Source organism: Methylobacterium sp. UNCCL125, from assembly GCF_900116795.1.
Taxonomy (GTDB): Bacteria; Pseudomonadota; Alphaproteobacteria; order Rhizobiales; family Beijerinckiaceae; genus Methylobacterium; species Methylobacterium fujisawaense.
Map to the genome: position 1 here is coordinate 112307 of NZ_FPBW01000006.1, position 25176 is coordinate 137482.

The following is a 25176-nucleotide window of genomic DNA, read 5'->3' on the forward strand; positions in this document are numbered from 1 at the left end:
GTCTGACTACTTTCGCTGTTGCTCGATCTGGGACTCGTGGTCCGCCTTGATCGACTGGTGGTGCCGAATGACTTCCTTGACCACGAAGGCCAGAAATTTCTCGGCGAAGTCGGGGTCGAGCTTGGCCTCGACCGCGAGCTTGCGGAGCCGGGCGACCTGACGGGCCTCCCGGTCCGGATCGGAAGGGGGGATCCCCTTTCGGGCCTTGAGCTCGCCGACCCGCTGCGTGCAGCGGAAGCGCTCGGCGAGGAGATGGATCAGCGCCGCATCGAAATTGTCGATGCTCTCCCGCAGGCGCGCGAGTTCGGGATCGACGGCTTGAGCGGAGAGGATGCTCATTTCTTCTTCCCCGGCATGAACCCACCGAGACCCGGCAGCTTCGGACCGCCCAGGCCCGGAAGTCCGGGAAGCTTAGGCATTCCGCCCCCGCCCAAGCCCGGCGGCATCGGCGGCAGCTTGCCGCCGAACTGCTTCTCAAGCTGCGCGATCTGCTCCGGCGTCGGCTCCGGCATGCCGGGGGGCAAGCCGGGCATGCCGCCGCCCATCCCACCGCCGCCGAGGCCGAACATCGAACCGAGCGCCTGCCCGATCCCGCGCTTGCCCTGGCCCATCGCCTTCATCATGTCGGCCATGGTCCGGTGCATCTTGAGCAGCTTGTTGATCTCGGAGACATCGACCCCCGAGCCCGCCGCGATGCGCTTCTTGCGGCTGTTCTTGAGGAGGTCGGGGTTCTTCCGCTCCTGCGGGGTCATCGACGAGATGATCGCCCGCTGGCGCTTGAACATCTTCTCGTCGAGGTTGGCGCCCTCGACCTGCTTCTTGATCGCGCCCATGCCGGGCAGCATGCCCATCAGGCCACCGATGCCGCCCATCTTCTCCATCTGGGCGAGTTGCATCGACAAGTCCTCGAGATCGAACTTGCCCTTGCGCATCTTCTCCGCGGTGCGGAGCGCCTGCTCGTGGTCGATGGTCTCGGCCGCCTTCTCGACCAGCGAGACGATGTCGCCCATGCCGAAGATGCGGTTGGCGACGCGGGCCGGATGGAATTCCTCCAGGGCGTCGACCTTCTCGCCGACGCCGACGAGCTTGATCGGCTTGCCGGTGACCGCGCGCATGGAGAGCGCAGCGCCGCCGCGGGAATCGCCGTCCATGCGGGTCAGCACGATGCCGGTGACACCGAGCCGCTCGTCGAAGGCGCGGGCGGTGTTGACCGCGTCCTGGCCGGTGAGCGCGTCGGCGACCAGCAGCACCTCGTGCGGCCGGGTCGCGGCCTTCACCTCGGCGGCCTCGGCCATGAGGCCCTCGTCCACCGTGGTGCGGCCGGCGGTGTCGAGCATCACCACGTCGAAGCCGCCGAGGCGGGCGGCGTCCATGGCGCGCTTGGCGATCTGCACCGCCGACTGGCCGGCGATGATCGGCAGGGACTCGACGCCGACCTGCTTGGCCAGCACCGCGAGCTGCTCCATGGCGGCCGGGCGGCGCGTGTCGAGGGAGGCGAGCAGCACCTTGCGCTTCTCGCGGTCGGAGAGGCGGCGGGCGATCTTGGCAGTCGTGGTGGTCTTGCCCGAGCCCTGCAGGCCGACCATCAGGATCGGCACCGGCGCGGGGGCGTTGAGGTCCACGGTCTCGGCATCGGTGCCGAGCATCGCCACGAGCTCGTCGTTGACGATCTTCACGACCATCTGGCCGGGCGTCACCGACTTCAGCACGACGGCGCCGACGGCCTTCTCCTTCACCCGGTCGGTGAAGCCGCGGACCACCTCAAGGGCAACGTCGGCCTCCAGCAGGGCGCGCCGCACCTCGCGCATGGCGGCGGTGACGTCGGCCTCGGTGAGCGCGCCGCGGCGCGTCAGCCCCGAGAGGATGCCGGAGAGGCGGTCGGACAGGCCTTCGAACATGATCCTAGAGCCCCGCCGTCACTGTTCGAGCCCGGCGCGCTCGACGCGGCGGGCCTGCAGGGCCGCCTCGAAGCCGCGCACCGCGCTCGCGAACTTGTCCCGGCACTCCGGGTTGCAGAAGCCGACCACGGCCCCGTTGTAGAGGGTCAGCGAATCCGCCGAGATCGGCTTGCCCGACCACGGGCAGGTCTCGTTGATCGCGTCCTCGATGTTCAACGCTTCTTGATCGCGCGTCATGGGATGCCTCGGCCGGCGGATCCCGTCGCCGCGAATCGGCCAACACCCATCGCGCCCGAGGGCGCGGACGCGCTGTCGGGCGTTGACCTCCGGTCTCATGGGACCGGTCGGCTTGGCATCGGTCGATCTGCAACGGATCGGGAGGGCGGGGCGTAGCGGTACACGGCCGGAAAGTCAATTTTCCGGCCCCGCCGCCGGCGGCGGCGTGCCGGAATGGGCGGCCGATCGAAGTGCGGCTTTACCGAACGTTAAGCATGTTCGGATTGTCTTCGTGCCATATTCGCTCAGGACGCCCTCCGATGTCGGAACCCGCCCGCTCCCTCTCGCCGACCGAGTCCGGCAGCTTCCCCGCCACCGGCCCGCTCCGCGACTGGCTGGCGGCGATGAAGGCCCACGCGCCGACGGAGACGCACGGCGACGCGCGGCCGGCCGAGGCCCAGCCGGAACCGAAGCGGGTCCGCGGCGGAGAGGCGGCATGGTCGCCCCGGGTCGTGCCGGCCCCCGAGGCGCCGCGGGTGGCGACCGAGGATCCCGACATCGCCGAGCTGATGGCCGAGAACCTGATGCTCAAGGCCAAGCTCCGCGTGGAAGCCGGGCGCCAGGACGAGTTGCAGGCGATCCTGGCCGAGGAGATCCGGACCCTGCGCGAGCACATCCGCGACGAGATCGGCTCGCTGGAGGATCTGCGGGCCGAGCAGGAAGAGATCCGCATCGAGCGCGAGGAGTTCCGCGGGGAGCGGGAGCGCTTCCGGATCGAGCGCGAGGAGATGCGCGCCGAGCGCGACCGGGCGCTTGCGGACCGCGACGCCCTGCGGTCCGAGCGGCTGACCCTGGTCGGCGAGCGCGATGGCCTGCGCGAGGAGCGCGACCTGTGGCGCGCCCGGACCGAGGCGCTGGCCCAGCCGCTGTTCCAATCCCAGCGGCGCTGACGCGGCATCCGAACCCCGAAACGACGAAGGGCCACCCGCGAGGGTGGCCCTTCCATTGCCGAACCGTGCTGTCCGGCGGAACTGTCCCGAGATCGGGTCTCTGACGCGTCTTAGAGCGACGCGCCGGAGGCGACGGTCCAGGTCCGATGAGCCGAGACACACGGCTGATGACAATGAGACACTGGATCACCTCCTTTCGTTGGTTGCGGGTGACGCGAAGGTAAGTGGCCGCGCCCGGCTTGTGAAGCCCCGCGCCTGCGCCCGTTTGTCCTCTCCCGGCCCGCGCTTCCCCGCATCTCCGGCGGGGCGTATGACGGGTGCCCCGAGGTCAGCCCGTACCGCCTTGAACGCGCCCTTCGCCAATCCGCAACGTCCCGCCGACGAGGCCGCGCTCGATCCCGACGCGATGCGCCAGCCTCTGGGCAATGCGTGGTACTGCGTCGGGCAGGCCCGGAGCCTCGGCACGGCAGGCAGCCGGACGGGCCTGCGGGCCGTGGAACTCAACGGCGAGCAGATCGTGCTGGGCCGCGCCCCCGACGGCACGCCATTCGCGCTGCGCGACCGCTGCCCCCATCGCGGCATGGCCCTGTCGAAGGGCCGCTTCGACGGCGATACCCTGATGTGCCCGTTCCACGGCTGGCGCTTCGGCACAGACGGGCGCTGCCGCGACGTCCCGACCCTGTCGGAGCACGACGCGGCCGACTTCTCCCGCATCCAGGTGCAGCGCTTCCCCATCCGCGAGAGCGCCGGCTTCCTCTGGGTCAACCCGCATATCGGTCCCGCCACCGGGGCTGTGCCGGAGGTGCCCACACTGGATTTCGCGCCGGCCGGCTCCCTCGTGGTCGAACTCGTGGTCGAGGCCTCCTTCGACCTCACCACCCTGAGCCTCGTCGATCCCGGGCACGTCGCCTTCGTCCACGATTCGTGGTGGTTCCGGCCCTCGAAGCAGCTCCGCGAGAAGGTGAAGACCTTCCAGCCGGTGCCCCACGGCTTCGTGATGACGAGCCACGCCACCACGACGAGCTCGCCGGTCTACCGCCTGCTCGGCGGCGTCCCCGAGGTGGAGATCGAGTTCCGCCTGCCCGGCGTGCGGCTGGAGCGCATCCGCGCGGGTGAGAAGCGGGTGGCGAACTACACCTTCGCGACGCCGCTGACGCCGGACCGGACGCTGCTCACCAACGCCCTCTACTGGAGCATGCCGGCCCTGAACCTGCTCAAGCCGGTGGCGCGCCCGCTGATGCGGCAGTTCCTCACCCAGGACCAGCAGGTGCTTCAGCACGCGCAGGACGGGCTCGACCGCAAGCCCACCATGGTCCTGTTCGGCCAGGGCGATCTGCCCTCGCAATGGTATTTCCGGCTGAAGCGCGAGGCCCTGGAATCGGCCCGCGACGGGCGCCCGTTCGTCAACCCGCTGGAGCGCCGCGAACTGCGCTGGCGCTCCTGAGGCACGTCTACCGCGCCGTCGCGTCGTCCCGGCAGGGACGGATCGCCTCCGGCTTGGGGCGCGCCTCCGGCGCGGGCGCCGCGAAGACCGCCAGATAGGCCCCGTCGGTCAGCGGCTGGAAGCCGGTCTCCCGGTAGCCCGCGGCGGCGAGTTCGCAGCGCAGGAGCGCCGGCGGGGTGCCGTGCCGCGAGGGGATCGCGTCGGCATCCACGATCCCGACGCGGCCGCCCGGACGCATCGCCGCAGCGAGATTGTGGAGCAGGCCGAAGGGCTGGGTGATCTCGTGGTACATGTGCACGAGGATCGCCGCATCCACCGAGGCCGGCGGCAGGCGCGGATCGTGGGGCTCGCCCCGCACCACCGTGACGTTTTTCAGCGCCTTCACCCGCGTCTCCAGGGCCGACAGGTAGGCGGGCGTCACGTCCTCGGCGAGCACGCGGCCCGCCGGCCCGACCCGGGGGCTCAGCCGCACCACGTAGTAGCCGCTGCCGGCGCCGATATCCGCCACGGTCTCGCCGGCGGCGATGCCCATCCCCTTGGCGACCTGCTCGAACTCGCCGGCTTTGTCCCGCTCGGCCTCCGAGGACCAGCGCGGCGCGACGATCTCGGCCACCGGCCGGTCGGGCCGGGGAAAGGCGCCCGCAGGCGCACCCGGGGGGCCCAGCGGCTCGGCGGCGAGGGCCGGGCCGGCCAGGGCGACGGAGAGGACAGCGAGGGCACGGATCATGGCCGACAACCCGCGGGGGGCCCCGACGGTGCCGGGTCCGTTGACCGTGCCGCACCCGGCACGCCATCAAGCGCCATGACACGCGCGGACACGCCCTGGCGGGCCACGATCCTCACCCTCTATCCGGAGATGTTCCCGGGCCCGCTGGGCGTCTCCCTGTCGGGCGATGCCCTGGCGCGCGGCGACTGGACCCTGGAGGCCCGCAACATCCGCGCGCACGGCCTCGGCCGCCACCGCTCCGTGGACGACACGCCGGCCGGCGGCGGCGCCGGGATGGTGCTGCGCTGCGACGTGCTCGGCGCCGCCATCGACGCCGCGACCGGGGCGGAGGATCCGCGCCCGCGCCTGCTGATGTCGCCGCGCGGCCGGCCGCTCACCCAGGCCCGCGTCCGCGACCTCGCGGCGGGACCGGGCGCGCTGATCGTCTGCGGCCGCTTCGAGGGCGTCGACGAGCGCGTGATCGCCGGACGCGGCCTGGAGGAAGTCTCGATCGGCGACTACGTCCTGTCCGGCGGCGAGATCGCCGCCCTGGTGGTGCTCGACGCCTGCGTGCGGCTCCTACCGGGCGTGATGGGCAAGATGGAATCCGGCGTCGAGGAGAGCTTCGAGGGCGGGCTTCTGGAATATCCGCACTACACGCGGCCCCGTGCGTGGGAGGGACGCGCGATCCCGGACGTCCTCTCCGGCGGCAACCATGCGGCCATCGCCCGCTGGCGGCGGGCGGAAGCCGAGCGGATCACCGCCGAGCGGCGCCCGGACCTGCGCGCCGGGGGCGACCCCGGTCAGGCCGGCTCGAGGTCGATCACCGGGCCGTCGCGGTCGTAGTCCAAGGGATCGAGCTGCAGCGGCTGCGGCACGAGCCGCGGCGTCCGGCTCGCCAGCACGACGCGGGGTATTAAGGCCCCAATAACCAAGAGAAGAACTGACCAAATCGCCAATATCGCGGCGCTGTGGAAAGACATCGGCGCACCTCAAACGCAACGCGGCACCGCATTAAGGCTAACGGGCCTGGATTAATCGACTGTTCCCCGCGTCTCGACGCATTGTCCCGGGCAGGGGCATCGACGCGAAGACTGCTGACGGAACAAGCGCTTGCAAGCCGGCGGGTTTCGGCGCATGCGCGAGCCGGGACACGTCTCCCCGCGGAGGAGCGTCCCTCTGCAAGGATGGATCCGTCATGACCAGCCGCCCCACGCAGCGCCCGCGCGTGCCTCATTTCTCCTCCGGCCCCTGCGCCAAGCGGCCCGGCTGGTCCCCGGCCGCCCTGGCCGACGCCGCGCTGGGCCGGTCGCACCGCTCGCCCCTCGGCAAGGCCAAGCTCGCCCGGGCCATCGACCTGACGCGGTCCGTCCTGCAGGTGCCCGCCGGGTACCGGATCGGCATCGTGCCGGCCTCCGACACCGGCGCCGTCGAGATGGCGATGTGGACGATGCTCGGGCCGAAGCCCGTCGAGGTCGCCGCCTGGGAGGCGTTCGGCAAGGAATGGGTCACCGACGCGCTGAAGCAGCTCAAGATCGCGCCCCGCATCCACCAGACGCCCTACGGGATCCTGCCGGACCTCGCGGCGATCGACACCCAGCGGAGCGACGTGGTCTTCACCTGGAACGGCACCGCAGCCGGGGTGAAGGTGCCGGACGGCGCCTGGATCGCGGCGGACCGCGAGGGCCTGACGATCTGCGACGCGACCTCGGCGGCCTTCGCCCAACCCCTGCCCTGGGACAAGCTCGATGTCGTGACCTTCTCCTGGCAGAAGGTGATGGGCGGCGAGGCGGCGCACGGCATGCTGATCCTCTCGCCCCGCGCCGTGGCGCGGCTGGAGAGCCACACGCCGTCCTGGCCGCTGCCGAAGATCTTCCGCCTCACCAAGGACGGCAAGCTGATCGAGGGCATCTTCAAGGGCGACACGATCAACACGCCCTCGATGCTGGCGGTGGAGGACTACCTCGACACCCTGGACTGGGCCGAGCGGATCGGCGGACTGCCGGCGCTGCACGCGCGGGCCGACGCCAACGCCCGGGCGATCTACGACTGGGTCGCCCGGACGCCCTGGATCGCGCCGCTGGCCGTCGATCCCGACACCTACTCCAACACCGGCGTCTGCCTCGTGATCGCCGATCCGGACGTGCTCGCCCGGGGCGACGCGGCGGTCTCGGCCTTCGCGGCGGGGATCGTGGAGCGCCTCGACCGCGAGGGAGTCGCCCTCGACATCGGCGCCTATCGCGACGCCCCGGCGGGCCTGCGGATCTGGTGCGGCGCCACCGTGGAGACCGCCGATCTGGAGGCGCTGACGCCCTGGCTCGACTGGGCCTTCGCGGAGGAGAAGGCGGCGCTGACGCGGGCGGCGTAAAAGCGTCGGGGTCGATGCCCGGTCGCAGCCCCGCATCGTCATCGCGAGCGCGGCGCAGCGAAGCGATGACGGCCTGACGTAAAAAACCCCGGCCCTTTCGGAGCCGGGGTTTTCGTTTGCCTGGACGCGGCCCCGCAGGGCCGCGCCGTCCCATCTCAGTAATTGTAGGCGCGCTCGCCGTGATCGGCGATGTCGAGGCCCTCGCGCTCCTCTTCCTGCGTGACACGCAGGCCGATCGTCACGTCGACGAGCTTGTAGAGGATCGCCGAGCCGAGGCCCGACCACAGGAGCGTCAGGCCGACCGCCTCCGCCTGGATGATGACCTGGCTCACCATGTCGTAGGCACCGACCGCCAGCTCGCCCGGCTTCGAGGTGTAGTCGGGGATGCCGACGCCGCCGAGGTTCGGATCGACCAGGATGCCGGTCGCGAGCGCGCCCAGGATGCCGCCGACGCAGTGGACGCCGAAGACGTCCAGGGAGTCGTCGTAGCCCAGCGCGTTCTTCACGGTGGAGCACATCACGAAGCAGACCACGCCGGCGACGAGGCCGAGCACGATCGAGCCCATCGGGCCGGCGAAGCCGGAGGCCGGGGTGACGGCCACGAGGCCGGCGACCGCGCCCGACAGCATGCCGAGCAGCGACGGCTTGCCCTTGAGCGCCCACTCGGCGAACAGCCACGCCACCGCGGCGCCGCAGGTCGCCACGAAGGTGTTGAGCATCGCCAGCGCGGCGGTGCCGTTGGACTCGAGGTTCGAGCCGGCATTGAAGCCGAACCAGCCGACCCACAGCAGCGAGGCGCCGATCATGGTCATGGTCAGCGAGTGCGGGGCGAGGAGGTCGCGGCCGTAACCGATGCGCTTGCCCATGATCAGGCAGCCGACGAAGCCCGCGATGCCCGCGTTGATGTGGACCACGGTGCCGCCGGCGAAGTCCAGGGCGCCCTTCTGGAAGAGGAAGCCGGCATCCTTGTTGACCGCGTCGAGGGCCGCCTGGGCGGTCGCCTTCGAGGCGTCGTCGGTGGCGGCGGCCAGCGCCTTGGCGGCGTTACCGACGGCGTCCGGGCCGGCCCAGTACCAGACCATGTGGGCCATCGGGAAATAGATGATCGTGACCCAGAGGATCGTGAACACCACCAGCGCGGAGAACTTCATCCGCTCGGCGAAGGCGCCGACGATCAGCGCGGGCGTGATCATGGCGAACGTCATCTGGAAGCACAGATAGGCGTATTCCGGGATCACGACGCCGTTCGAGAAGGTCGCCACCGTCGAGTTCGCGTCGATGCCCTTCAGGAAGGCCTTCGAGAGACCGCCGACGAAGTCGTTGAGGCCGCCGCCGTTGGTGAAGGCGAGGCTGTAGCCGTAGAACACCCAGAGCAGGCCGACGATCGACACGATCGCGAACACCTGGGTCAGCACCGACAGCATGTTCTTGGTGCGCACGAGGCCGCCGTAGAACAGCGCGAGGCCGGGGATGCTCATCATCAGCACCAGGGCCGAGGAGATCATCATCCAGGCCGTGTCGCCCTTGTTGGGGATCGGCGACGGCGGCGGCGAAGCGGCTTCCGGGGTCGGCGTCTGTGCGAGGGAGGGCTCGATCAGGAGGGCGGCGATGGCCGCCCCTCCCAAGCCGAGCATGAGGGCATGACGAAGTTTCATGGGCACGTGGCTCCCGGTCTTAAATCCGTGTTGTGTCAGAAGGTCTCGACATCGGCGGGCCCGGACGCGCCGGGCCGCGGATCAGAGGGCGTCGGCGTCGGTCTCGCCGGTCCGGATGCGCACCGCCTTCTCCAGCGGCATCACGAAGATCTTGCCGTCGCCGATCTGGCCGGTGCGGGCAGCCCCGGCGATGGCGTCGATCACGCTGGACGTCAGGTCGGAGGCGACGGCGACCTCGATCTTCAGCTTGGGCAGGAAGCTCACCGCGTATTCCGCGCCGCGGTAGATCTCGGTGTGGCCCTTCTGGCGGCCATAGCCCTTCACTTCCGTCACCGTCAGGCCGTGGACGCCGATTCCGGTGAGCGCGTCGCGCACCTCCTCGAGCTTGAACGGCTTGATGATGGCCATCACGATTTTCATGGGCGACGCCCCCTTCGAAGTCCTTGGGAACCGTTGCCGTCACCCGACTGCGGGATGGCCCGGCCCGGACCATCCGCAAGCTCGGGATGACCCGCGGTCGCAAGCCGCTATTCAAGGACTATGCCAGTCGCGCTTGGCTGGGAACATTTTCGCGGATCGTCATTCTGCCCATCGATTAGCCCGGATCGATCACATCCCGGGCAGACCCGGCGCAGGAGCCGCACAACGATCAGGCAAACTGCACGATTCCGTGCACACAGCGATGTTGCGGATCGGCAACGCACGCGTCGGATCGCGTTTTAATCCCGGATCGGGCGGATCAAACCCTCCTGGGCGACCGAGGCCACGAGGTTGCCGGCCCGGTCGAAGATCTGGCCCCGCGCGAAGCCGCGGGCGCCGCCCGCGACCGGGCTGTCCTGCGCGTAGAGGAGCCAGTCGTCGATCCGGACGGGCCGGTGGAACCAGAGCGCGTGGTCGAGGCTCGCGGCCTGGATCGCCGGATCGAACACCGAGCGGGCGTGCGGGATCAGCGAGACGTCGAGCAGGGTCATGTCGGAGGCGTAAGCCAGCACGGCCCGGTGGAGCGCCGGATCGTCCGGCAGCGCCGAGGCCGCGCGCAGCCAGACATTGAAGATCGGGTCGGGGGCCCGGCCGCCCGCGCCCGCGGGCAGGTAGCGGTTCAGGTCGACCGGCCGCAGGGCGATCGGCCGCTCGCGACCGAAATAGGCCGCGATCGCCTCCGGCATCCCGGTGCCGCCGGCGGCCGCCAGGGCCTTGCCGTCGAGGAGCCCCTCCGGTCCGGCCACCGCGGGCATCGCCGGCTGGTGCGTCAGGCCCTCTTCCACAACCTGATAGGAGACGGTCGTGGCGAAGATCGCCCGCCCGTGCTGGATCGCCTTGACCCGGCGGGTCGTGAAGCTCCGTCCGTCCCGGATGCGCTCGACCTCGTAGACGATCGGCGTCCGGGGGTCCCCGGGCAGGAGGAAGTAGGCGTGGAGGGAATGGGCCGGGCGGTCGTCCGGCACCGTCCGCGTCGCGGCGACCAGCGCCTGCGCCACCACCTGCCCGCCGAAGACCCGCCGCCAGCCCGTCTTGGGGTTCTGGCCTCGGAACAGGTCGACCTCCAGCCGCTCCAGATCGAGAATGGCGATCAGCTCGGCGACGGCATCCGTCATCGCGTCGGTGTTGGCGTCGGTCATGACCCGCGGGGTTTCCGTTCGTTGTCCGCGTGCGACATAGGCTTTTCGAATGCACCAATCCACGCGTCCCGCATGCGCGACCCAAGGAGATCCGCCACGATGACGGCCGAGACGCCCCGACCCGGCAGCCGCCGCCTCCTGATCGCCGGCGGCGGCCTGCCCAGCCTCGCCCTGGCCCTGGCGCTCAAGCAGGCCCATGGACCGGCGCTCGCCGTGACGGTGATCGATCCGGGCCGCGCCGATCCCGGGCGGCATCGCGGCCGCGCCTACGCCCTCGCGGCGGGCGGCCGGCGGATGCTCGACCGCCTCGGCCTGTGGCCCCGCGTCGCGGAGGCGGCCGAGCCGATCACCGAGATGGTCATCAGCGACAGCCGCCTCGCCGACCCGGTGCGGCCCGTCTTCCTGACCTTCGGCCGCGAGGCGGAGGACGACCGCGACCCCGGCGAACCCTTCGCCCACATGATCGAGGCGGAACCGCTGGCCGAAGCCCTGGCGGAGGCCTGCCGGGGGGCGGGGGTGTCGATCGTCGCCGCGGGAGTCATGCGCGCGGTGCCGGAGGGTGCGGCGATCGGTGCGGTGCTGACGACCGGCGAGACCCTGCGGGGCGATCTGCTGGTGGCCGCCGACGGGGCGCGCTCGCGGCTGCGCGAGGCGGCGCGGATCGGCTGGGTCGGCTGGTCCTACCCGCAGGTCGGCATCGTGGCGACCATCGGCCATGCCCGGCCGCACGGGGGACGCGCCGTCGAGCATTTCCTGCCCGCCGGCCCGTTCGCGATCCTGCCGCTGCGGGACGGCGGCCCCCTGGGGCACCGCTCCTCCATCGTCTGGACCGAACGTTCGGACGACGCCGAGGCCCTGCTGTCCGGCGGGCCCGACGAGGTGCTGGCCGAGATCGAGCGGCGGTTCACCCTGGATCTCGGGACCCTCGCGCTGGAGCACGGCCCGAGCCGGCATCCCCTGGCCTTCGGCATCGCCCGCGCCTTCCGGGCCGAGCGCGTCGCCCTGCTGGGCGATGCCGCCCACGTGATCCATCCGATCGCCGGCCAGGGCCTCAATCTCGGGCTCGCGGATGCCGCGGCTTTGGCCGAGGCCGTGACCGAAGCGCTGCGTCTCGGGCTCGATCCCGGCGGACCCGACGTGCTGCGCGCCTACGAACGCGCCCGGCGCTTCGACAGCTTCGCCATGGCGGCGGCCACCGACGGGTTGAACCGTCTGTTCTCAAACGACGCCCTGCCGCTGCGCCTCGCCCGCGACCTCGGCCTCGGGATCGTGGACCGGCTGCCGGGGCTCAAGCGCTTCTTCATCGGCGAGGCCGCGGCCGCGCGCGGATCGCGGCCGCGTCTGTTGCGGGGCGAAGCGCTCTGAGCGGGCGTCAGGCCCGCTCCGGAGCGGGACCGGACCCGGAGACGAGCGGGCGGTCGGCCTCCGGGGCCGGCCTCCCCCCGAGGGCCCGCGCGGCACAGATCGCCAGGGCGGCGACGACCAGTCCGGCGATCACGTCGACGAAGTAGTGGCCCCCGTCGATCGGCGTGGCGGCGATGAGAAGGGCGTTGACCAGGAGGGCCGGGAACCGCGCCGCGCGTACGCTCCAGAAGGCCCAGATGTAGAGGCCGCCCAAAGCCGCGTGGAAGCTCGGAAACGTGATGATGCCCTCGACACGATCGAGGGAGATCGTCCGGAGCGTGCCGTCGCGCAGGCCGGCCAGATCCGCGACATGGACGTCGGCCGCGGCCGGCTCCAGCTGGGGGAAGTCTGCCGGAGACAGTCCCAGGAACTCGAAGTTCGCCATAGCTGGCGTCAGCGCCGAGATGAGGACCGTCACGGTCCCGGCGATGGCGAAGGCGAGGACGAAGTCCTGCAGGGCCCGCAACCGGCCGCTGAAGCCCAGCAAGATGACCGCCAGCATGGTCTGCAGGATCAGGCTGCGATAGGCGAGCGAGAGCACCAGCCCGAGCCGCGGATGGCCGTCCACGAAGGCCAGGTAGGCGCGCCAGTCCAGACCGAGCCGCTGGTCCCAGGCGTAAAAGGTCGCGTCCCAGAGCGGCCCGCCGGTGCTCGCCACGGCGTAGGACAGGGCGGCCGCGCAGGCGCTGAAGGCGATGACCTGCGCCAGGCCGTCGAGCGTGGCCGCGATGCGCGGTTCGGGACGGCGCGTGCGATAGACCAGCGCCAGGGCTTCGAGGCCCAGGCAGGCGCCGAGAGTGACGAGCGCGCTGTCCCAGGCGAAGCGCAGCCCGGCGACCGCCATCCAGACGCCGGTCGCGACCAGCATGGCGGCGATCAGAGGCCAGCTGCCGACGCGGCCGCGGGGGCGCTCAGCGAACATCGGGGCCGATCGCGTGTGGCGCTGTCATCGAAGGTCTTGAGGCCGGACTGGCCGGGGATGGTCCCGCACAAGTCTTAAGGATCCGCATCGGAAAAGCCCGGCATCGCCGCGTCGACCCGGGCGCGTCGATCCGAGCCCGCAGGCGCCACCAGCCGGCCAGCCCGTCGACCACGCCCTCGGCGCCCCTGCGGACGGCCCGGATCGGCCCTCGCAGCGACAGGGCCGCCAGCAGGTGCAGCGGCAGACCGACGGCGGCCAGCAGCACCAGAAGACCCCACCTGTCCCAGTCCGGACGATACGGCGCCAGGAGCAGGAAGGCGCCGCTGACGATGTAGAGATCGAAGCTCGTCCGCCCCAGGAAGGCCGCCACCGCGCGCGGCGGACCGCGCAGCCGGCCCGCGACCGCCAGCATGAACCCGCAGCCCGCCACGGCCGTGACCGCGAAGAGCGCCGGGTTGCCGTACTGCCCCGTCGCGACATGGACGAAGTTCCGCGGCGCGCAGAGGAGGAGCACGGCCAGACCGCAGACGCCGAGCAGCGCAGACGCGTCGAGCGCGCGCCGGCCGAGCCGCCGGCCCGCGACGTAGAACGGCAGGGCGCCGAGGAGCGCGTGGATCTGCCAGAACGGGAAGGCCTGCGCGCTGCAGATCCAGGACACGGCCAGGGCGGCGCCCAGAACGACCCAATAGGCATGGGGAAAGGCCAGGGCGAGCGCGGCGGCGTAGACCACCCGCACCAGCCCCAGGGCGACCAGGAACCAGAGCACGCTCAGGCTGAGGTCACGGCCGCGCAGCATGTCGAGGAGTGCGCTCCCCGGCGAAACGGTGCCGTCGAGAAGCGGCGGGATCAGCGCGAGGGTGCTGAACGCCAGCGCCGTGAGGACGAGCTTCAGGGCGGAGAGGCTCGCCGCGGCGATATCCTCATCCCCCCTGACCCGGTCGACCATCCCGCAGAGCAGGAAGAAGAACGGCATGTGGAAGGCGTAGATGACCCGCCAGACCGCGAGGGCGGGCCCCGGGTTGGGCCCCGACGGGCCGTAGAAGACGGGCTGCAGGAGGTGGCCGAAGAGGACCAGCAGCACGGCGAGGCCGCGCGCGGCGTCGAGCTGCGTGTCGCGGTGTCGGGCCATGAGATCGGTTCGCGGCATCGGGAACCGGATGATGCCGCGCCATGCTTTAGCAAGCCGTATCACCCGCTTGCGGAATCCACCCTCGACGGCGCCCGCGCAGCGCCGCGCGTCGGGACGCACCGGCGGGCCGCGCCTTGATCTCAGCCGGTGACGAGGGCGCGGGCCCGGCGCAGCCAGCGCAGGGACGCCTCGATCAGGGTGGGGCTGCGATGCTTGAGGATCGCCGATTTCAGCAGCGTCCGGGGCACCTCCCAGAGCTGGACGGATCCCACGGGGAAATGCGCCACGTCGCCCGGCGTCAGGTGATGGCGCCGGCCATCCGCGTCGGTGATGAAGACCTCGCCGTCGAGGATGGTGACGATCTCGTCGGCGTGGTGGGTCCAGCGGAACGTGCTGGCCGTGGTGCGCCACAGGTAGACCTGCGCGCTCCCGTCATGGGTCTGCGCGACTTCCGCGACCTCGGTGACCGGATCGCCCGCGACGACCCAGTGCGCCGGGATCGGCGCCGGGGCAAAGGCGGCCCCGCCGGGCCGGATCGCCGTGCTGGCGACGGGACGCCCCTGCTCGTGCAGCCGGATCTCGGCGAAGGCGCCGGCGCCGACCAGAACCGGCAGGATGGCGGCGCCGACGAGAAACTTCTTCACGGTCAGCTCCGCACCTCGGCGCGCGGCCCGCTTTCAGGCGAAGACAAGACTATCCGCGCATTGCCCGCGCAGGGGTAGCGGCTCGGGCGACCCTGTTCCAGCACAACCCCAAGATCTTCTTGGGTCGTACTTAATGCGCCCGCGCCGGAGCGGACGCGGCCCGGGCCGCCCGTGCGATCCGGCTCAGGCCGCGTCGGCCCGGCGCTCCGTGATCCAGCGCGTCGCGTCGGCCCGCGGGGCGACGACATCGGTGTCGATGCGCAGTTGCGGGCTGTAGGCCGGATCCTCCGCGATGACGTCGCCCCAGCGGCGCAGGAAGCGCGCGATCTGCGAGCCCGGCGCGAAGCTGGTCTGCCGCGAGGCGCTCTCGTGATGCGCCATCTCGGCGAACGGCGTGTAGACGATGCGGTAGCCGAGTTGCCGCATCTTCAGGCACAGGTCGACGTCGTTGAAGTCGAGGGCGAAGGCCTCGTCGAAGCCGTTCACGGCCTCCAGCACCGCCTTGCGGGTGGCGAAGAGCGCGCCGGTCACCGCCGAGCAATCGCGCTGCGTCAGGGCCCAGTCGCCGTAGGTCGGCTCGGCCGCGTCCCGGTTGTACCAGGGGTGGGCGAACACGTCGAAGATGCCGCCGGTCATGCCGGCATGCTGGATCTTGCCCGTGGGAAACAGCAGCCGGCCGCCGACCCCGCCGACGCCGCGGTCCAGCGCGAAGGCCAGGAGCGCCTCGATCCAGCCGGGCCGGCGCACGACGAGATCGTCGTTCATCAGGATGACGAGATCCGTCTCGGCCGCGCGCCAGAGCGTGTTCATCTTGGCCGCGTAGTTGAACCGCTCCCCCGGAGCCCGGGTGGTCAGCAGGCGGGTCACGGCGAACCGGTCGGAGCGTCCGCGATAGATCGCGTCGTCGGCCACGTCGTCGCCGATCAGCACGCGGATCCTGTCGGCCGGGTAGGTGCTGCGGCCGAGGCTGTCGAGCAGGTTGATCACATGCGGCTTGGCGCCCTCCACGACGCGACCCTGATCGTCCTTCGGGCGGCTCTGGTTGGTCGGCACCACCAGGGTTACGCCGGGCCGCGCGTCGAGGGTCCGGCGGATCTCCAGCGTGTCCGCGGTCAGCCCGGGGGCGGCGCGCAGGGGCATGCCGGACGCGTCGAACCACCGGTCGAGGGCGTGGGCGCGGGCCGTACGCGTCGCCTTCGGGCGTTGCAGCGGCGAGGCGATCAGCGTTTGGGGGATCCGGTCGATCCCGATCCCGGCGGAGATCGCGCCGAGCAGGACGCGGAACCACGCGGCGCTGCCGTGGCGCTTCCCGAAATCCGGGCTCAGACCGGCCAGGGCCGAGACCCGGATGAGGAGCGGGAAGCCGATATAATCGTCGGCCATGAGGAGGGCCGGGTTGAAGGTCGGCTTGCAATGGACGCTGCGGACCTGACCCGCGCCGTCCACCACGGCGTCATCGCCGTAGAAGATGCCGATATCGGGCCGCTCGGCCATCGCGCGCGTGAGATGCGCCACGAGGTCGGGGCACAGCTCGGAGGCTGCGGGAGCCACGAACACGGCCCGGCAGGCGGGCATCTGACCGGCCGCGATCTGGCCGAGCCGGCGCTCGTCGAGGGGACGGACCTGCGCGTCGAGGGGCAGCGGCAGGATCGCGTCCGGCCACGGGAGCGTGCCCCACGAGGCCGACGGGGCCGGAACCGGCTTCTTCTTCAACACGGGTCGCGTCTCCGGGGAATCAGGACCGTTCGGCGGCGAGCAGGCGGGTGAGGCTCGCCTCCATAGCGGTCGCCACCGCGCCGATGGACAGCCGCTCGCGGATGCGCGCCCTTGCGGCGGCGCCGATCCGGGCCGCGTCGCCGCCGGTCACCGCCCGGGCCGCGTCGTTGAGGGCCCGGGTGAGGTCCGCCTCGTCCACCTGGCCCCATTCGGCGCCGCGCAGATACGGGCCGTAGGTCTGGTCGAGGGCCGTGACCTCCGCCTTCACGGGGAAGCCGCAGGTGGCGTCGAGGAAGTCGCGGCAGCCGCCGTAATCGGTGGCGACCACGACCTTGCCCATCTCCATCGCCTCGGCGATCGTGAGGCCGAAGCCCTCCGAGGAGTGCGACGAGGCGTAGACCGCGCAGAGGTCGAACAGTGCGCCGAGCTCGTTCTGGGAGAGCGGCTGGTCGATCACCACCACGTCGCCCGCCGTTCCGACGAGGTCGAGGAGCTTCTTGCCCTCCTCGGGCAGGTCGAAGACGTGCTTGGTCTTCAGCACCAGTTGCCAACCCGCCTGCCCGAGCCCGGCCGCCCGGAAGGCCCGGATCAGGGCGTGCGGGTTCTTGCGGGCGAGATAGCTCGAGCCGTCGAAGGCGTAGAGGATCACCCGCTTGGACGGGTCGATGGCGAAGGCCTTGCGCAGGTTCGCCTTGGCGGCGGCGCTCGCCGGCTCGCCGGCCTCGTTCTCGACCACGTAGGGCACGACGTCGACCGGGATGTCGGTGATCTGCCGGAAGATCGCCGCGCAGAACTCCGTGGGGGCCCAGATCGCGTCGAGGCCGTCGACGGTGGGCAGCCAGCCGCCGGGCACGTGGGAGGTCTCCCAGACGAACAGCCCGATCTTCAGCCGCGCCGCCGCGGCGATCGCCCGCTGCCGGTCGCTCATCAGCGAGTGCCAGCTGTCGCCGTTGAAGTGCACCAGCGCGACGTCCGCGGGCCCCGAGAAGGTCCGGGCCTGCCACGCGGGCGCCACCCGGGCATGGACGTGGAACGGCCGCTCCATCGGGTGGACATTCAGCGCGAAGGGCGCGCGGTGCAGGGCGCGGGCGTAGCTGCGGGCCGCGACGCCGAGCCCGTTGGCGTAGTTCATCGGTGAGACGAAGGCGACGCGCAGCGGCCGCTCCGGCGCCTGGGGCTTGCGCAGGTCCGCCCAGACCCTGCCGCCCGGATACGTGTAGGTCACGTCGAGCCGGTCGAGGTCGAAGCCGCGCTCGGCGATCGCCTCCCGCACCGCCGCCCCGCCGATCGCGGCGTGCTCGCCCAGCAGCGAGCGCTTCACGAACGGGAAGCCCTGGGCCAGCATGTTCTCCCAGTCGAACAGGGTGCGGTTGTTGCGCGGGTCGTTGACCAGCGACATGTGCTTGTTCTGGGCCGAGAACAGGCTGCGCATACCGAGGCCGGCGGCGCGCATCCGTCCCGAGAAGGTCAGCTCGCACTCGGTGATCACCGCGTTCTTGTCCGGCCAGTTCGCCACGGCCTGGAGGAACTGGCTGAACGCATAGGAGGACAGGCAGCGCTTCTTCAGGGCCAGGAAGAAGCTCTGGAGGTGGTGGCTGTAGTAGAAATTGTCGGCGAGCCCGATCACCGCCTCCGGGAAGGCGTCGATCTTGGCGAGCAGGCCGACGAAGTCGGCGCGGTCGAGGGGCCCGACGAGGCTGTCGTTGGCGAGGTAGAGCGTCTCGGAATCGAGGAGGTCGGTGTCCTCTAGGAGGACATGCGCCCAGGCGGCGAAGTCGAAGCCACGGTTCTCGCGGAGATAGACGGAGGCGCAGAGATCCAGGATCGCCTGGGGCACGGCGTTCTTGTGCTGGTCGGCGGCGATGATCAGGACGAGGTCGGTCCCGTTCTCCGCGAAGGCCCTCAGGTAGGGCTCGACATGGCCGCGGATCCGCCCCTCGGGGCAGTGGGTGATGAACAGGGCCGTGCGGCCGTGCCGGCGGGCCGTGCGCTTCAGGCAGGAGAGGCGCGCGTCGGAGGCTTCCGGCACAGCGGCGCCGGGAACGCGGCGGGTCAGGCGGCCGGCCTCCAGGCCGGTGGTGACGTAGTCGACCAGCGGGTTGAGGCCCAGCGCGGCGACCTTCGGGTAGCGGGCGCGGTACCAGGGCGCGTCGAAGCGCGGCGACGGGCTCGTCGTGCGCCCGCCATCGGCGAGGAAATGCGCCAGCGGGTTCTGCCCGGCCGCGTCGTCGGCCGCGCGGGTCGCCAAGTAGGTCTCGGCGTACCAGCGCGTGTCGAACCAGGGCCCGGGATCGAGCCCCTCGGCGGCGCCGTGCTCCAGGTAGTGGACCAGGGGGTTGAGGCTGTCGGCCCGGACCGCGGCGGATTGCGCCGCGTACCAGTCGGGATCGAAGAGCGGATGGGGCGCGTAGCGGCGGTAGCCGCCGGCCATCACGTAGTGCTCCAGCGGCTCGAGCCCGCTGGTCTCCGCCTCGGGGCAGCGCGCCCGGTAGAACGCCGCGTCGAACAGGCCCGACCGGCGGATCAGGTCGACATGCCGGGACAGGCCGGCGAATTCCTCCGGGTTGCGCAGGTAGCCCTGCTTCCGGCCGGTCTCGAAGAAGTGGCTGAGGGCGTTGCCGCCGGCCGCGCGGGCATCCGGGTAGCGGGACAGGTACCAGGCGGTGTCGAACAGCGGCGACGGGTCGGTGTCGGACCGGGACAGGAAATCGGAGAACGCCCGGGCGCGGTGCTCGGCGCCGCCGAGATAGCGCGCCGCGTACCAGTCCGGATCGAACAGGGGGTTGGGCCGGAGACCCGCCGCGGCGCCGCGGTCGATATAGTGGAGCAGCGGGTTGATGCCCTCGGCCCGGAGGCCGGGAACGGAATCGAGGTAGAGATCGCCGTGGAACAGCGGGTGCGGCCAGCGGCCCTCGCGGCCGCCATGGACCGCGTAGTGGAGCGCGGGATCGAGTCCCTCGCCGACGACGTCGGGATAGCGCCGCGCGTACCAGGCCGGATCGAACAGGCCGGATTCCTTGACGGCGCGGACGAGGTCCGCCTGACGGGGCTCGCTGCGGCGGCGGCGCTTCAGGCGCCGGGTCAGCGGGCGCGCGAGGGATTGCGCCGCACCGGCGAGGCCGGCCTTCTCCGACGATCCGACGACGAACACATCTCGAAGGCGCATGGTCAGGTCCGGATACGCGGGAAGCCCGCAAAGCTGCCCACGCCGCGATCCGCGAGAGACATCAGAGGGTTCGGCCGGCCCGGCGGTCGCGGGTGAGGACCGCCCCGGCTTGGGCGCCTTCCTAAAGGTCCGGGTCGCCGACGCCAAGACCTGCGCCCGGGGAGGCGGTTTCGCTTCGGGTTGTGGTGTCGGGTCCACGCCGCGATAGCGGCGCCGCGGACCGAATCATCCGGGCAAAATCGTGCGACGATGGCGTGCGGCGATCCCGACCTTGCCAGCCCGGCACCAGAAGCCCCACACTTGTCGGAATGGCCAGAGGGGCCCCCGGGGCTCCGGACAGGAGATGGATAGCGGCATGACGCAGGGGATCAGCCCGGCCACGACCCTCGACGACGGCATCGTGGCGACCGCGGAGAGCTGCCTCGCTGCCGTCGGCGCGGCCCGCGAGGCGATCCACGGGGTGATCTTCGGCCAGGAGAAGGTCGTCGATCTCGCCCTCGTGACCATCCTGGCCGGCGGCCACGGGCTGCTGGTGGGCCTGCCGGGATTGGCCAAGACCAAGCTCGTGGAGACGCTCGGCACCGTGCTGGGCCTCGACGCGCGGCGCGTGCAGTTCACCCCGGACCTGATGCCCTCCGACATCCTCGGCACCGAGATCCTGGAGGAGGATGCCGAGCGTCGCCGCGCCTTCCGGTTCGTGCAGGGGCCGGTCTTCACGCAGCTCCTGATGGCCGACGAGATCAACCGGGCGAGCCCGCGCACGCAGTCGGCCCTGCTCCAGGCCATGCAGGAGGGCCACGTCTCGGTGGCGGGCGCCCGCCACGACCTGCCGCGGCCGTTCCACGTGCTGGCGACGCAGAACCCGATCGAGCAGGAGGGCACCTACCCCCTGCCCGAGGCGCAGCTCGACCGCTTCCTTCTGGAGATCGACGTCGGCTATCCCGACCGCGCCGCCGAGCGGCGGATCCTGATCGAGACCACCGGCGTCGACGAGGCGCGGCCGCGCGCGGTGATGTCCACCGAGCAGCTGCTCACCGCCCAGCGCCTCGTGCGCCGGCTGCCCGTGGGGGAGGCCGTGGTCGAGGCGATCCTTGACCTCGTCCGCGCGGCCCGGCCGGATAGCGGCGACGCCCTGGTGAAGGACAAGCTCCTCTGGGGGCCGGGCCCCCGCGCCAGCCAGGCCCTGACGCTCGCCGCCCGCGCCCGGGCCCTGATCGAGGGCCGGGTCGCGCCCTCCGTGGCCGACGTGAAGGCGCTGGCCGAGCCGGTGCTCAAGCACCGCATGGCGCTGAGCTACACCGCCCGCGCCGACGGCGAGACCATCGAGGGCCTGATCGCCAAGCTTGCGGAGAAGCTCTGAGCCTTCGGCAGTATCGAGTGAGGCGGATGCCGGCGAACGTGAAGAACATGCGTGGTCCAAAGCCGTCGTCAGCGCGGAACCCCGCCGAAGGACTGCGCTGACGATGGTGGCGACGAACGCCCTCGACGCGGGCAGGCGCAGCCCCGGCCGGCGCGAGAGCGAGGGCGCGGCCGCCCTCTCCGACAAGATGCCCCGCCTCGTCCTGGAGGCGCGGCGCGTGTCGAGCCTGCTCGCCCACGGCCTCCACGGCCGCCGCCGGGCCGGGCCGGGCGAAAGCTTCTGGCAGTTCCGCCCCTTCGTCACCGGCGAGGCCGCCGCCCGGGTCGACTGGCGCCGCTCGGCCCGGGACGACCGGCTCTACGTGCGCGAACGGGAATGGGAGGCCGCCCACAACATCTGGCTGTGGATCGACCGCTCGGCCTCGATGGGCTTCGTTTCCGATCTCGCGTCGGCGTCCAAGATCGAACGGGCTCTGGTCCTCGGTCTGGCCCTGGCGGACGCCTTCGTCGAAGGCGGCGAGCGGGTGGGCCTCCTCGGGCTGACCCGTGCAAGCGCGTCGCGGGGGATCGTCGAGCGTCTCGCCCAGGCGCTGGTGGCCGACCCAGCGGGCCTCACCCAGGACCTGCCGCCCCGGGCCAATCCCGCCCGCTTCGACGAGGTGGTGCTCATCGGCGACTTTCTGACCGCGCCGGACCGGATCGCCGCCGCCGTGCAGAACCTCGCCGGCCGCGGCAGCCGCGGCCATCTCCTGATGGTGGTGGACCCGATCGAGGAGACCTTCCCCTTCACCGGGCAGGCGGTCCTGCACGATCTGGAAGGCGGTCTCAGCCTCGATATCGGCGACGCCGATGCCTGGGGCGCGCGTTACCGCGCCCGGATCGCCGAGCACCGGGCCGCCCTTGCGGCGATCACCCGCGGCCAGGGCTGGACGCTGACGATCCATCGGACGGACCGGCCGGCGAGCGAGGCGGCCCTGCGGCTCGCCACGCTGATCGCCGCCCGCGGCACGGAGTGAGGTGGCCATGCTGGGTCTGACCTTCGCCGCCCCGCTGGCGCTCGCCGCCCTGATCGGCCTGCCGGCCCTGTGGTTCCTGCTGCGGGTGACCCCGCCGCGCCCGCGGCGGATCAATTTCCCGCCGCTGAAGCTCGTCGCGGACCTGATGCCGCAGCGGCAGACCCCGGCGCGGACGCCGCCCTGGCTGCTGATCCTCCGGCTTCTGATCGCCGCCGCCCTGATCCTGGCGGTGGCCGGCCCGGTCTGGAATGCCGGGGGCATCGGGGCCGGTGGCGGCCGCAGCGCCCTCCTCGTGCTCCTCGACAACGGCTTCCCCGCCGCCCACGACTGGCGCGACCGGCTGCGCGTCGCCACCGACGCCGTGGAGGGCGCGGCCCGTGACGGCCGTCCGGTGGCGGTGATCGGGCTCGCCGACGCGCCATCGGCCTTCGAGGCGAAGACGCCGGCCGCCGCCCTGGAGCGTCTGCGCGCCCTGGCGCCGCGCCCGATCCTCCCCGCCCGCGACGCGCATCTCGCCACGATCGAGACGTTCCTGGACAAGAACCGGGGTGCCGCCCTCGTCTGGATCAGCGACGGCGTCGCCGGCGCGAACGATACGCGCTTCGCAAAGGGTCTCGCCGATCTCGCCGGCGACAAGGGCGCCGCCCTCACGGTGCTGCGCGCCGACAGGCCGCCGGCCCTGGCCCTCACCGCCACCGAGAACGCCGGCAAGCTCGTCACGCACGCCCTGCGGGCCGCGCCGAACGGGCGCGATACCGGTTTGATCCGGGCGCTCGACCAGAAGGGCCTGCCGCTCGCCGAGCGCGACTTCGCCTTCGCGGCCGACGCCACCGAGGCGGACGCGACCTTCGAGCTGCCGGTGGAGCTGCGCAACAGCATCAGCCGGCTTGAGATCGCGGGCGAGCGCTCGGCCGGCGCGGTGGTGCTGCAGGACGAGCGCGGCAAGCGGCGCCGGGTCGGCCTCGTCTTCGGCGGCACCCTCGACCAGGCACAGCCCCTGCTGGCGCCGACCTACTACCTGTCCCGGGCGCTTCAGCCCTTCGCGGACGTTCAGGAGCCGCGGGGCGCCAAGGGGATCGCCGAGTCGATCAACCAGCTCCTCGACAATCAAGTCTCGGTCCTCGTTCTGGCCGATGTCGGCGCGCTGGACGAGAAGACCACCGCCCGGATCGAGAGCTTCGTGAAGGAGGGCGGGATGCTGCTGCGCTTCGCCGGCCCGCGGCTCGCTGCCGGCAACGATCCGCTGGTGCCGGTGCGGTTGCGCCGGGGCGGCCGGACGCTCGGCGGCACCCTCTCGTGGGACAGCCCCAAGACCTTGGCGCCGTTCCCGCCCGAGAGCCCCTTCGCGGGCCTGACGCCGCCGGCCGATATCGGCGTGCGCCGCCAGATCCTGGCCGAGCCGGACGGCGACTTGCCGAACCGGACCTGGGCCTCCCTCCAGGACGGCACCCCGATCGTCACCGCGCAGAAGCGCGGCCAGGGCACGATCGTGCTGTTCCACGTCACCGCCGACACGACGTGGTCGAACCTTCCGCTCTCGGGCCTGTTCATCGACATGCTCCGACGCGTCGTGGCGTTGGCTGGCGCCTCGGCGCCGGTGCAGGGGGATCCTTCCCGGGCCACCGCGCCGGTGCTCGCCCCGCGGGTGACCCTCGACGGGTTCGGCGCATTGGGCTCGCCGCCGGCCTCGGCCACCGCGGTGTCGGCCGACTACGCCGACCGGGCGACCCTTGAGCATCCGCCGGGCTTCTACGGCCCGCCGGACGGAGGCATCAGCGTGAACGCCCTGAAACCGGATGATCGGTTGAAGCCCCTCGACGCCGCAGCCCTCGACGGCGCCCGGTTCGGATCCCTGGCGGGCGCCGAGACCCTGGACCTGCGACCGAGCCTGTTCACCCTGGCGCTGCTTCTGCTGGCCCTCGACACACTGGCGGGCCTGTGGCTCGGCGGCTTCCTGCGTCGCGGCGGCCTGGCGGCTCGCCTCCGCGGGCGGCCGGCCGCTCTGGCTCTCGGTGCCCTGCTCCTGCTCGCCGCCCTGCCGGTGCGCCCTGCCCAGGCCGAGGAGCCGCCGGCCAACCGGCCGAACGGCGTCGAATCGGCACTGGTCACGCGCCTCGCCTACGTGATCACGGGCGACGCCGCCGTCGACGAGGCGAGCCGGACCGGCCTCACCGGGCTGACCCAGATGCTCGCCGCGCGCTCCGCCCTGGAGCCGGGTGAGCCCGCCGGCATCGATCCGGCCAAGGACGAGTTGGCCTTCTACCCGCTGATCTACTGGCCGATCGCCCCGAACCGGCCGCAGCCCTCGGACGTGGCGATCCGCAAGATCGACGCGTTCATGCGCAACGGCGGGACCGTCCTATTCGACACCCGGGACGGGCTCACCGCCCGTCCTGGCGGTCCGCCCACCCCGGAGGCCGCGTATCTCCGCAAGATGCTGGCGACGCTCGAGGTCCCGGAGCTGGAGCCGGTGCCCCTCGACCACGTGCTGACCAAGGCGTTCTACCTGGTGGACAGCTTTCCGGGTCGCTACGCCACCGGCCAGACCTGGGTGGAGGCTCTGCCACCGGCCGCCGATGGCGTCGAACGCCGTCCCGCCCGGGCCGGCGACGGCGTGAGCCCGATCATCATCACGAGCAACGACCTCGCCGCCGCCTGGGCGGTGGGGCGTCGGGGCGAGCCGCTCTATCCCGTCGTGGGCGGTGACCAGCGCCAACGCGAGATGGCGTTCCGGGGCGGCGTGAACATCGTGATGTACACGCTCACCGGCAACTACAAGGCGGATCAGGTCCACGTGCCCGCGCTGCTGGAGCGGCTGGGGCAGTGACGACCGTCGCGACGTTCCCAAGGCCGCGCGTGCTCCCATCCATCGTCCTCGTCCTGAGGTGCGGCCGCGCAGCGGGCGCCTCGAAGGAGCCCTCCAGAGGTCTCGATAATCCCTGGAGCCCTCCTTCGGGGCCGCCG

General features: G+C 71.7%; 20 protein-coding genes. 8 read left to right on the top strand and 12 right to left on the bottom strand.

From position 1 onward, the window contains the following. Positions 1 to 6 precede the first annotated feature (6 nt). The 3 genes from BM396_RS07400 to BM396_RS07410 are packed head-to-tail and all read right to left on the bottom strand — an operon-like array spanning position 7 to position 2135. The gene (locus BM396_RS07400) at positions 7 to 339 is read right to left on the bottom strand and encodes a chorismate mutase (protein ID WP_043349961.1); all 333 of its coding nucleotides are present in this window, start codon (positions 337 to 339) and stop codon (positions 7 to 9) included. Then, positions 336 to 1898 (bottom strand): signal recognition particle protein, encoded by a 1563-nt coding sequence (ffh, locus tag BM396_RS07405; protein WP_043381156.1) that lies wholly within the window; start codon positions 1896 to 1898, stop codon positions 336 to 338. The genes BM396_RS07400 and ffh overlap by 4 nt, the downstream gene beginning before the upstream one ends. Positions 1899 to 1916: 18 nt before the next feature. Beyond that, positions 1917 to 2135, bottom strand: coding sequence for a glutathione S-transferase (locus BM396_RS07410; protein WP_043381159.1), 219 nt, complete (start codon positions 2133 to 2135; stop codon positions 1917 to 1919). A gap of 299 nt (positions 2136 to 2434) precedes the next feature. Here BM396_RS07410 and BM396_RS07415 point away from each other — a divergent pair, with 299 nt between their 5' ends. Then, complete coding sequence (locus tag BM396_RS07415; protein WP_043381161.1) at positions 2435 to 3064, top strand: hypothetical protein; 630 nt, start codon at positions 2435 to 2437, stop codon at positions 3062 to 3064. 310 nt (positions 3065 to 3374) lie between these two features. Then, a complete protein-coding gene (locus BM396_RS07420) occupies positions 3375 to 4508 on the top strand; it encodes an aromatic ring-hydroxylating oxygenase subunit alpha (protein WP_078947063.1) in 1134 nt (377 codons plus the stop codon). A gap of 7 nt (positions 4509 to 4515) precedes the next feature. Here BM396_RS07420 and BM396_RS07425 read toward each other — a convergent pair whose 3' ends face one another. Beyond that, positions 4516 to 5235, bottom strand: a complete 720-nt coding sequence (locus BM396_RS07425; protein ID WP_043349974.1) for a class I SAM-dependent methyltransferase — start codon at positions 5233 to 5235, stop codon at positions 4516 to 4518. Positions 5236 to 5310: 75 nt separating this feature from the next. Here BM396_RS07425 and trmD point away from each other — a divergent pair, with 75 nt between their 5' ends. Next, positions 5311 to 6060, top strand: a complete 750-nt coding sequence (gene trmD, locus BM396_RS07430) for a tRNA (guanosine(37)-N1)-methyltransferase TrmD (protein ID WP_043381166.1) — start codon at positions 5311 to 5313, stop codon at positions 6058 to 6060. A 352-nt stretch (positions 6061 to 6412) separates the two neighbouring features. Then, the gene (locus BM396_RS07440; RefSeq protein ID WP_043349978.1) at positions 6413 to 7582 is read left to right on the top strand and encodes a phosphoserine transaminase; all 1170 of its coding nucleotides are present in this window, start codon (positions 6413 to 6415) and stop codon (positions 7580 to 7582) included. A 155-nt stretch (positions 7583 to 7737) separates the two neighbouring features. Here the strand turns inward: BM396_RS07440 and BM396_RS07445 are convergent, their stop codons facing one another. The 3 genes from BM396_RS07445 to tesB form a co-directional block, all read right to left on the bottom strand. After that, on the bottom strand, positions 7738 to 9237 hold the full coding sequence (locus BM396_RS07445) for an ammonium transporter (protein WP_043381174.1): 1500 nt from the start codon (positions 9235 to 9237) through the stop codon (positions 7738 to 7740). Positions 9238 to 9318: 81 nt separating this feature from the next. Continuing rightward, positions 9319 to 9657 carry a P-II family nitrogen regulator gene (locus tag BM396_RS07450; RefSeq protein ID WP_010683623.1) on the bottom strand — a complete coding sequence of 113 codons (339 nt, stop codon included), beginning with the start codon at positions 9655 to 9657 and terminating at the stop codon, positions 9319 to 9321. Between the two features lie 299 nt (positions 9658 to 9956). Next, positions 9957 to 10856: an acyl-CoA thioesterase II gene (gene tesB, locus BM396_RS07455; RefSeq protein WP_078947062.1), complete on the bottom strand. Its 900-nt coding sequence runs from the start codon at positions 10854 to 10856 to the stop codon at positions 9957 to 9959. Positions 10857 to 10955: 99 nt separating this feature from the next. Between tesB and BM396_RS07460 the strand changes: the two genes are divergently transcribed. Then, a complete protein-coding gene (locus BM396_RS07460) occupies positions 10956 to 12221 on the top strand; it encodes an FAD-dependent monooxygenase (protein ID WP_043381176.1) in 1266 nt (421 codons plus the stop codon). A 7-nt stretch (positions 12222 to 12228) separates the two neighbouring features. Here the strand turns inward: BM396_RS07460 and BM396_RS07465 are convergent, their stop codons facing one another. From BM396_RS07465 to BM396_RS07485, 5 genes are all read right to left on the bottom strand, one after another. Further along, on the bottom strand, positions 12229 to 13182 hold the full coding sequence (locus BM396_RS07465) for a phosphatase PAP2 family protein (protein WP_043381178.1): 954 nt from the start codon (positions 13180 to 13182) through the stop codon (positions 12229 to 12231). Further along, entirely contained in the window at positions 13172 to 14311 is a 1140-nt protein-coding gene (locus BM396_RS07470; protein ID WP_043381181.1) for an acyltransferase family protein, read from the bottom strand. Before BM396_RS07470 ends, BM396_RS07465 begins: the two co-directional genes overlap by 11 nt. A gap of 140 nt (positions 14312 to 14451) precedes the next feature. After that, positions 14452 to 14955: a cupin domain-containing protein gene (locus tag BM396_RS07475; RefSeq protein WP_043381183.1), complete on the bottom strand. Its 504-nt coding sequence runs from the start codon at positions 14953 to 14955 to the stop codon at positions 14452 to 14454. Between the two features lie 183 nt (positions 14956 to 15138). Then, a complete protein-coding gene (locus tag BM396_RS07480) occupies positions 15139 to 16671 on the bottom strand; it encodes a glycosyltransferase family 2 protein (protein WP_043381185.1) in 1533 nt (510 codons plus the stop codon). Positions 16672 to 16690: 19 nt separating this feature from the next. Then, entirely contained in the window at positions 16691 to 19837 is a 3147-nt protein-coding gene (locus BM396_RS07485; protein ID WP_043381187.1) for a rhamnan synthesis F family protein, read from the bottom strand. Positions 19838 to 20192: 355 nt separating this feature from the next. Here BM396_RS07485 and BM396_RS07490 point away from each other — a divergent pair, with 355 nt between their 5' ends. The 3 genes from BM396_RS07490 (at position 20193) to BM396_RS07500 (ending at position 25039) form a co-directional block, all read left to right on the top strand. Beyond that, a complete protein-coding gene (locus tag BM396_RS07490) occupies positions 20193 to 21197 on the top strand; it encodes an AAA family ATPase (RefSeq protein WP_043381190.1) in 1005 nt (334 codons plus the stop codon). 103 nt (positions 21198 to 21300) lie between these two features. Next, a complete protein-coding gene (locus tag BM396_RS07495; protein WP_043381192.1) occupies positions 21301 to 22212 on the top strand; it encodes a DUF58 domain-containing protein in 912 nt (303 codons plus the stop codon). A gap of 7 nt (positions 22213 to 22219) precedes the next feature. Further along, entirely contained in the window at positions 22220 to 25039 is a 2820-nt protein-coding gene (locus BM396_RS07500) for a DUF4159 domain-containing protein (RefSeq protein ID WP_043381194.1), read from the top strand. The last annotated feature ends 137 nt before the right edge of the window (positions 25040 to 25176 follow it).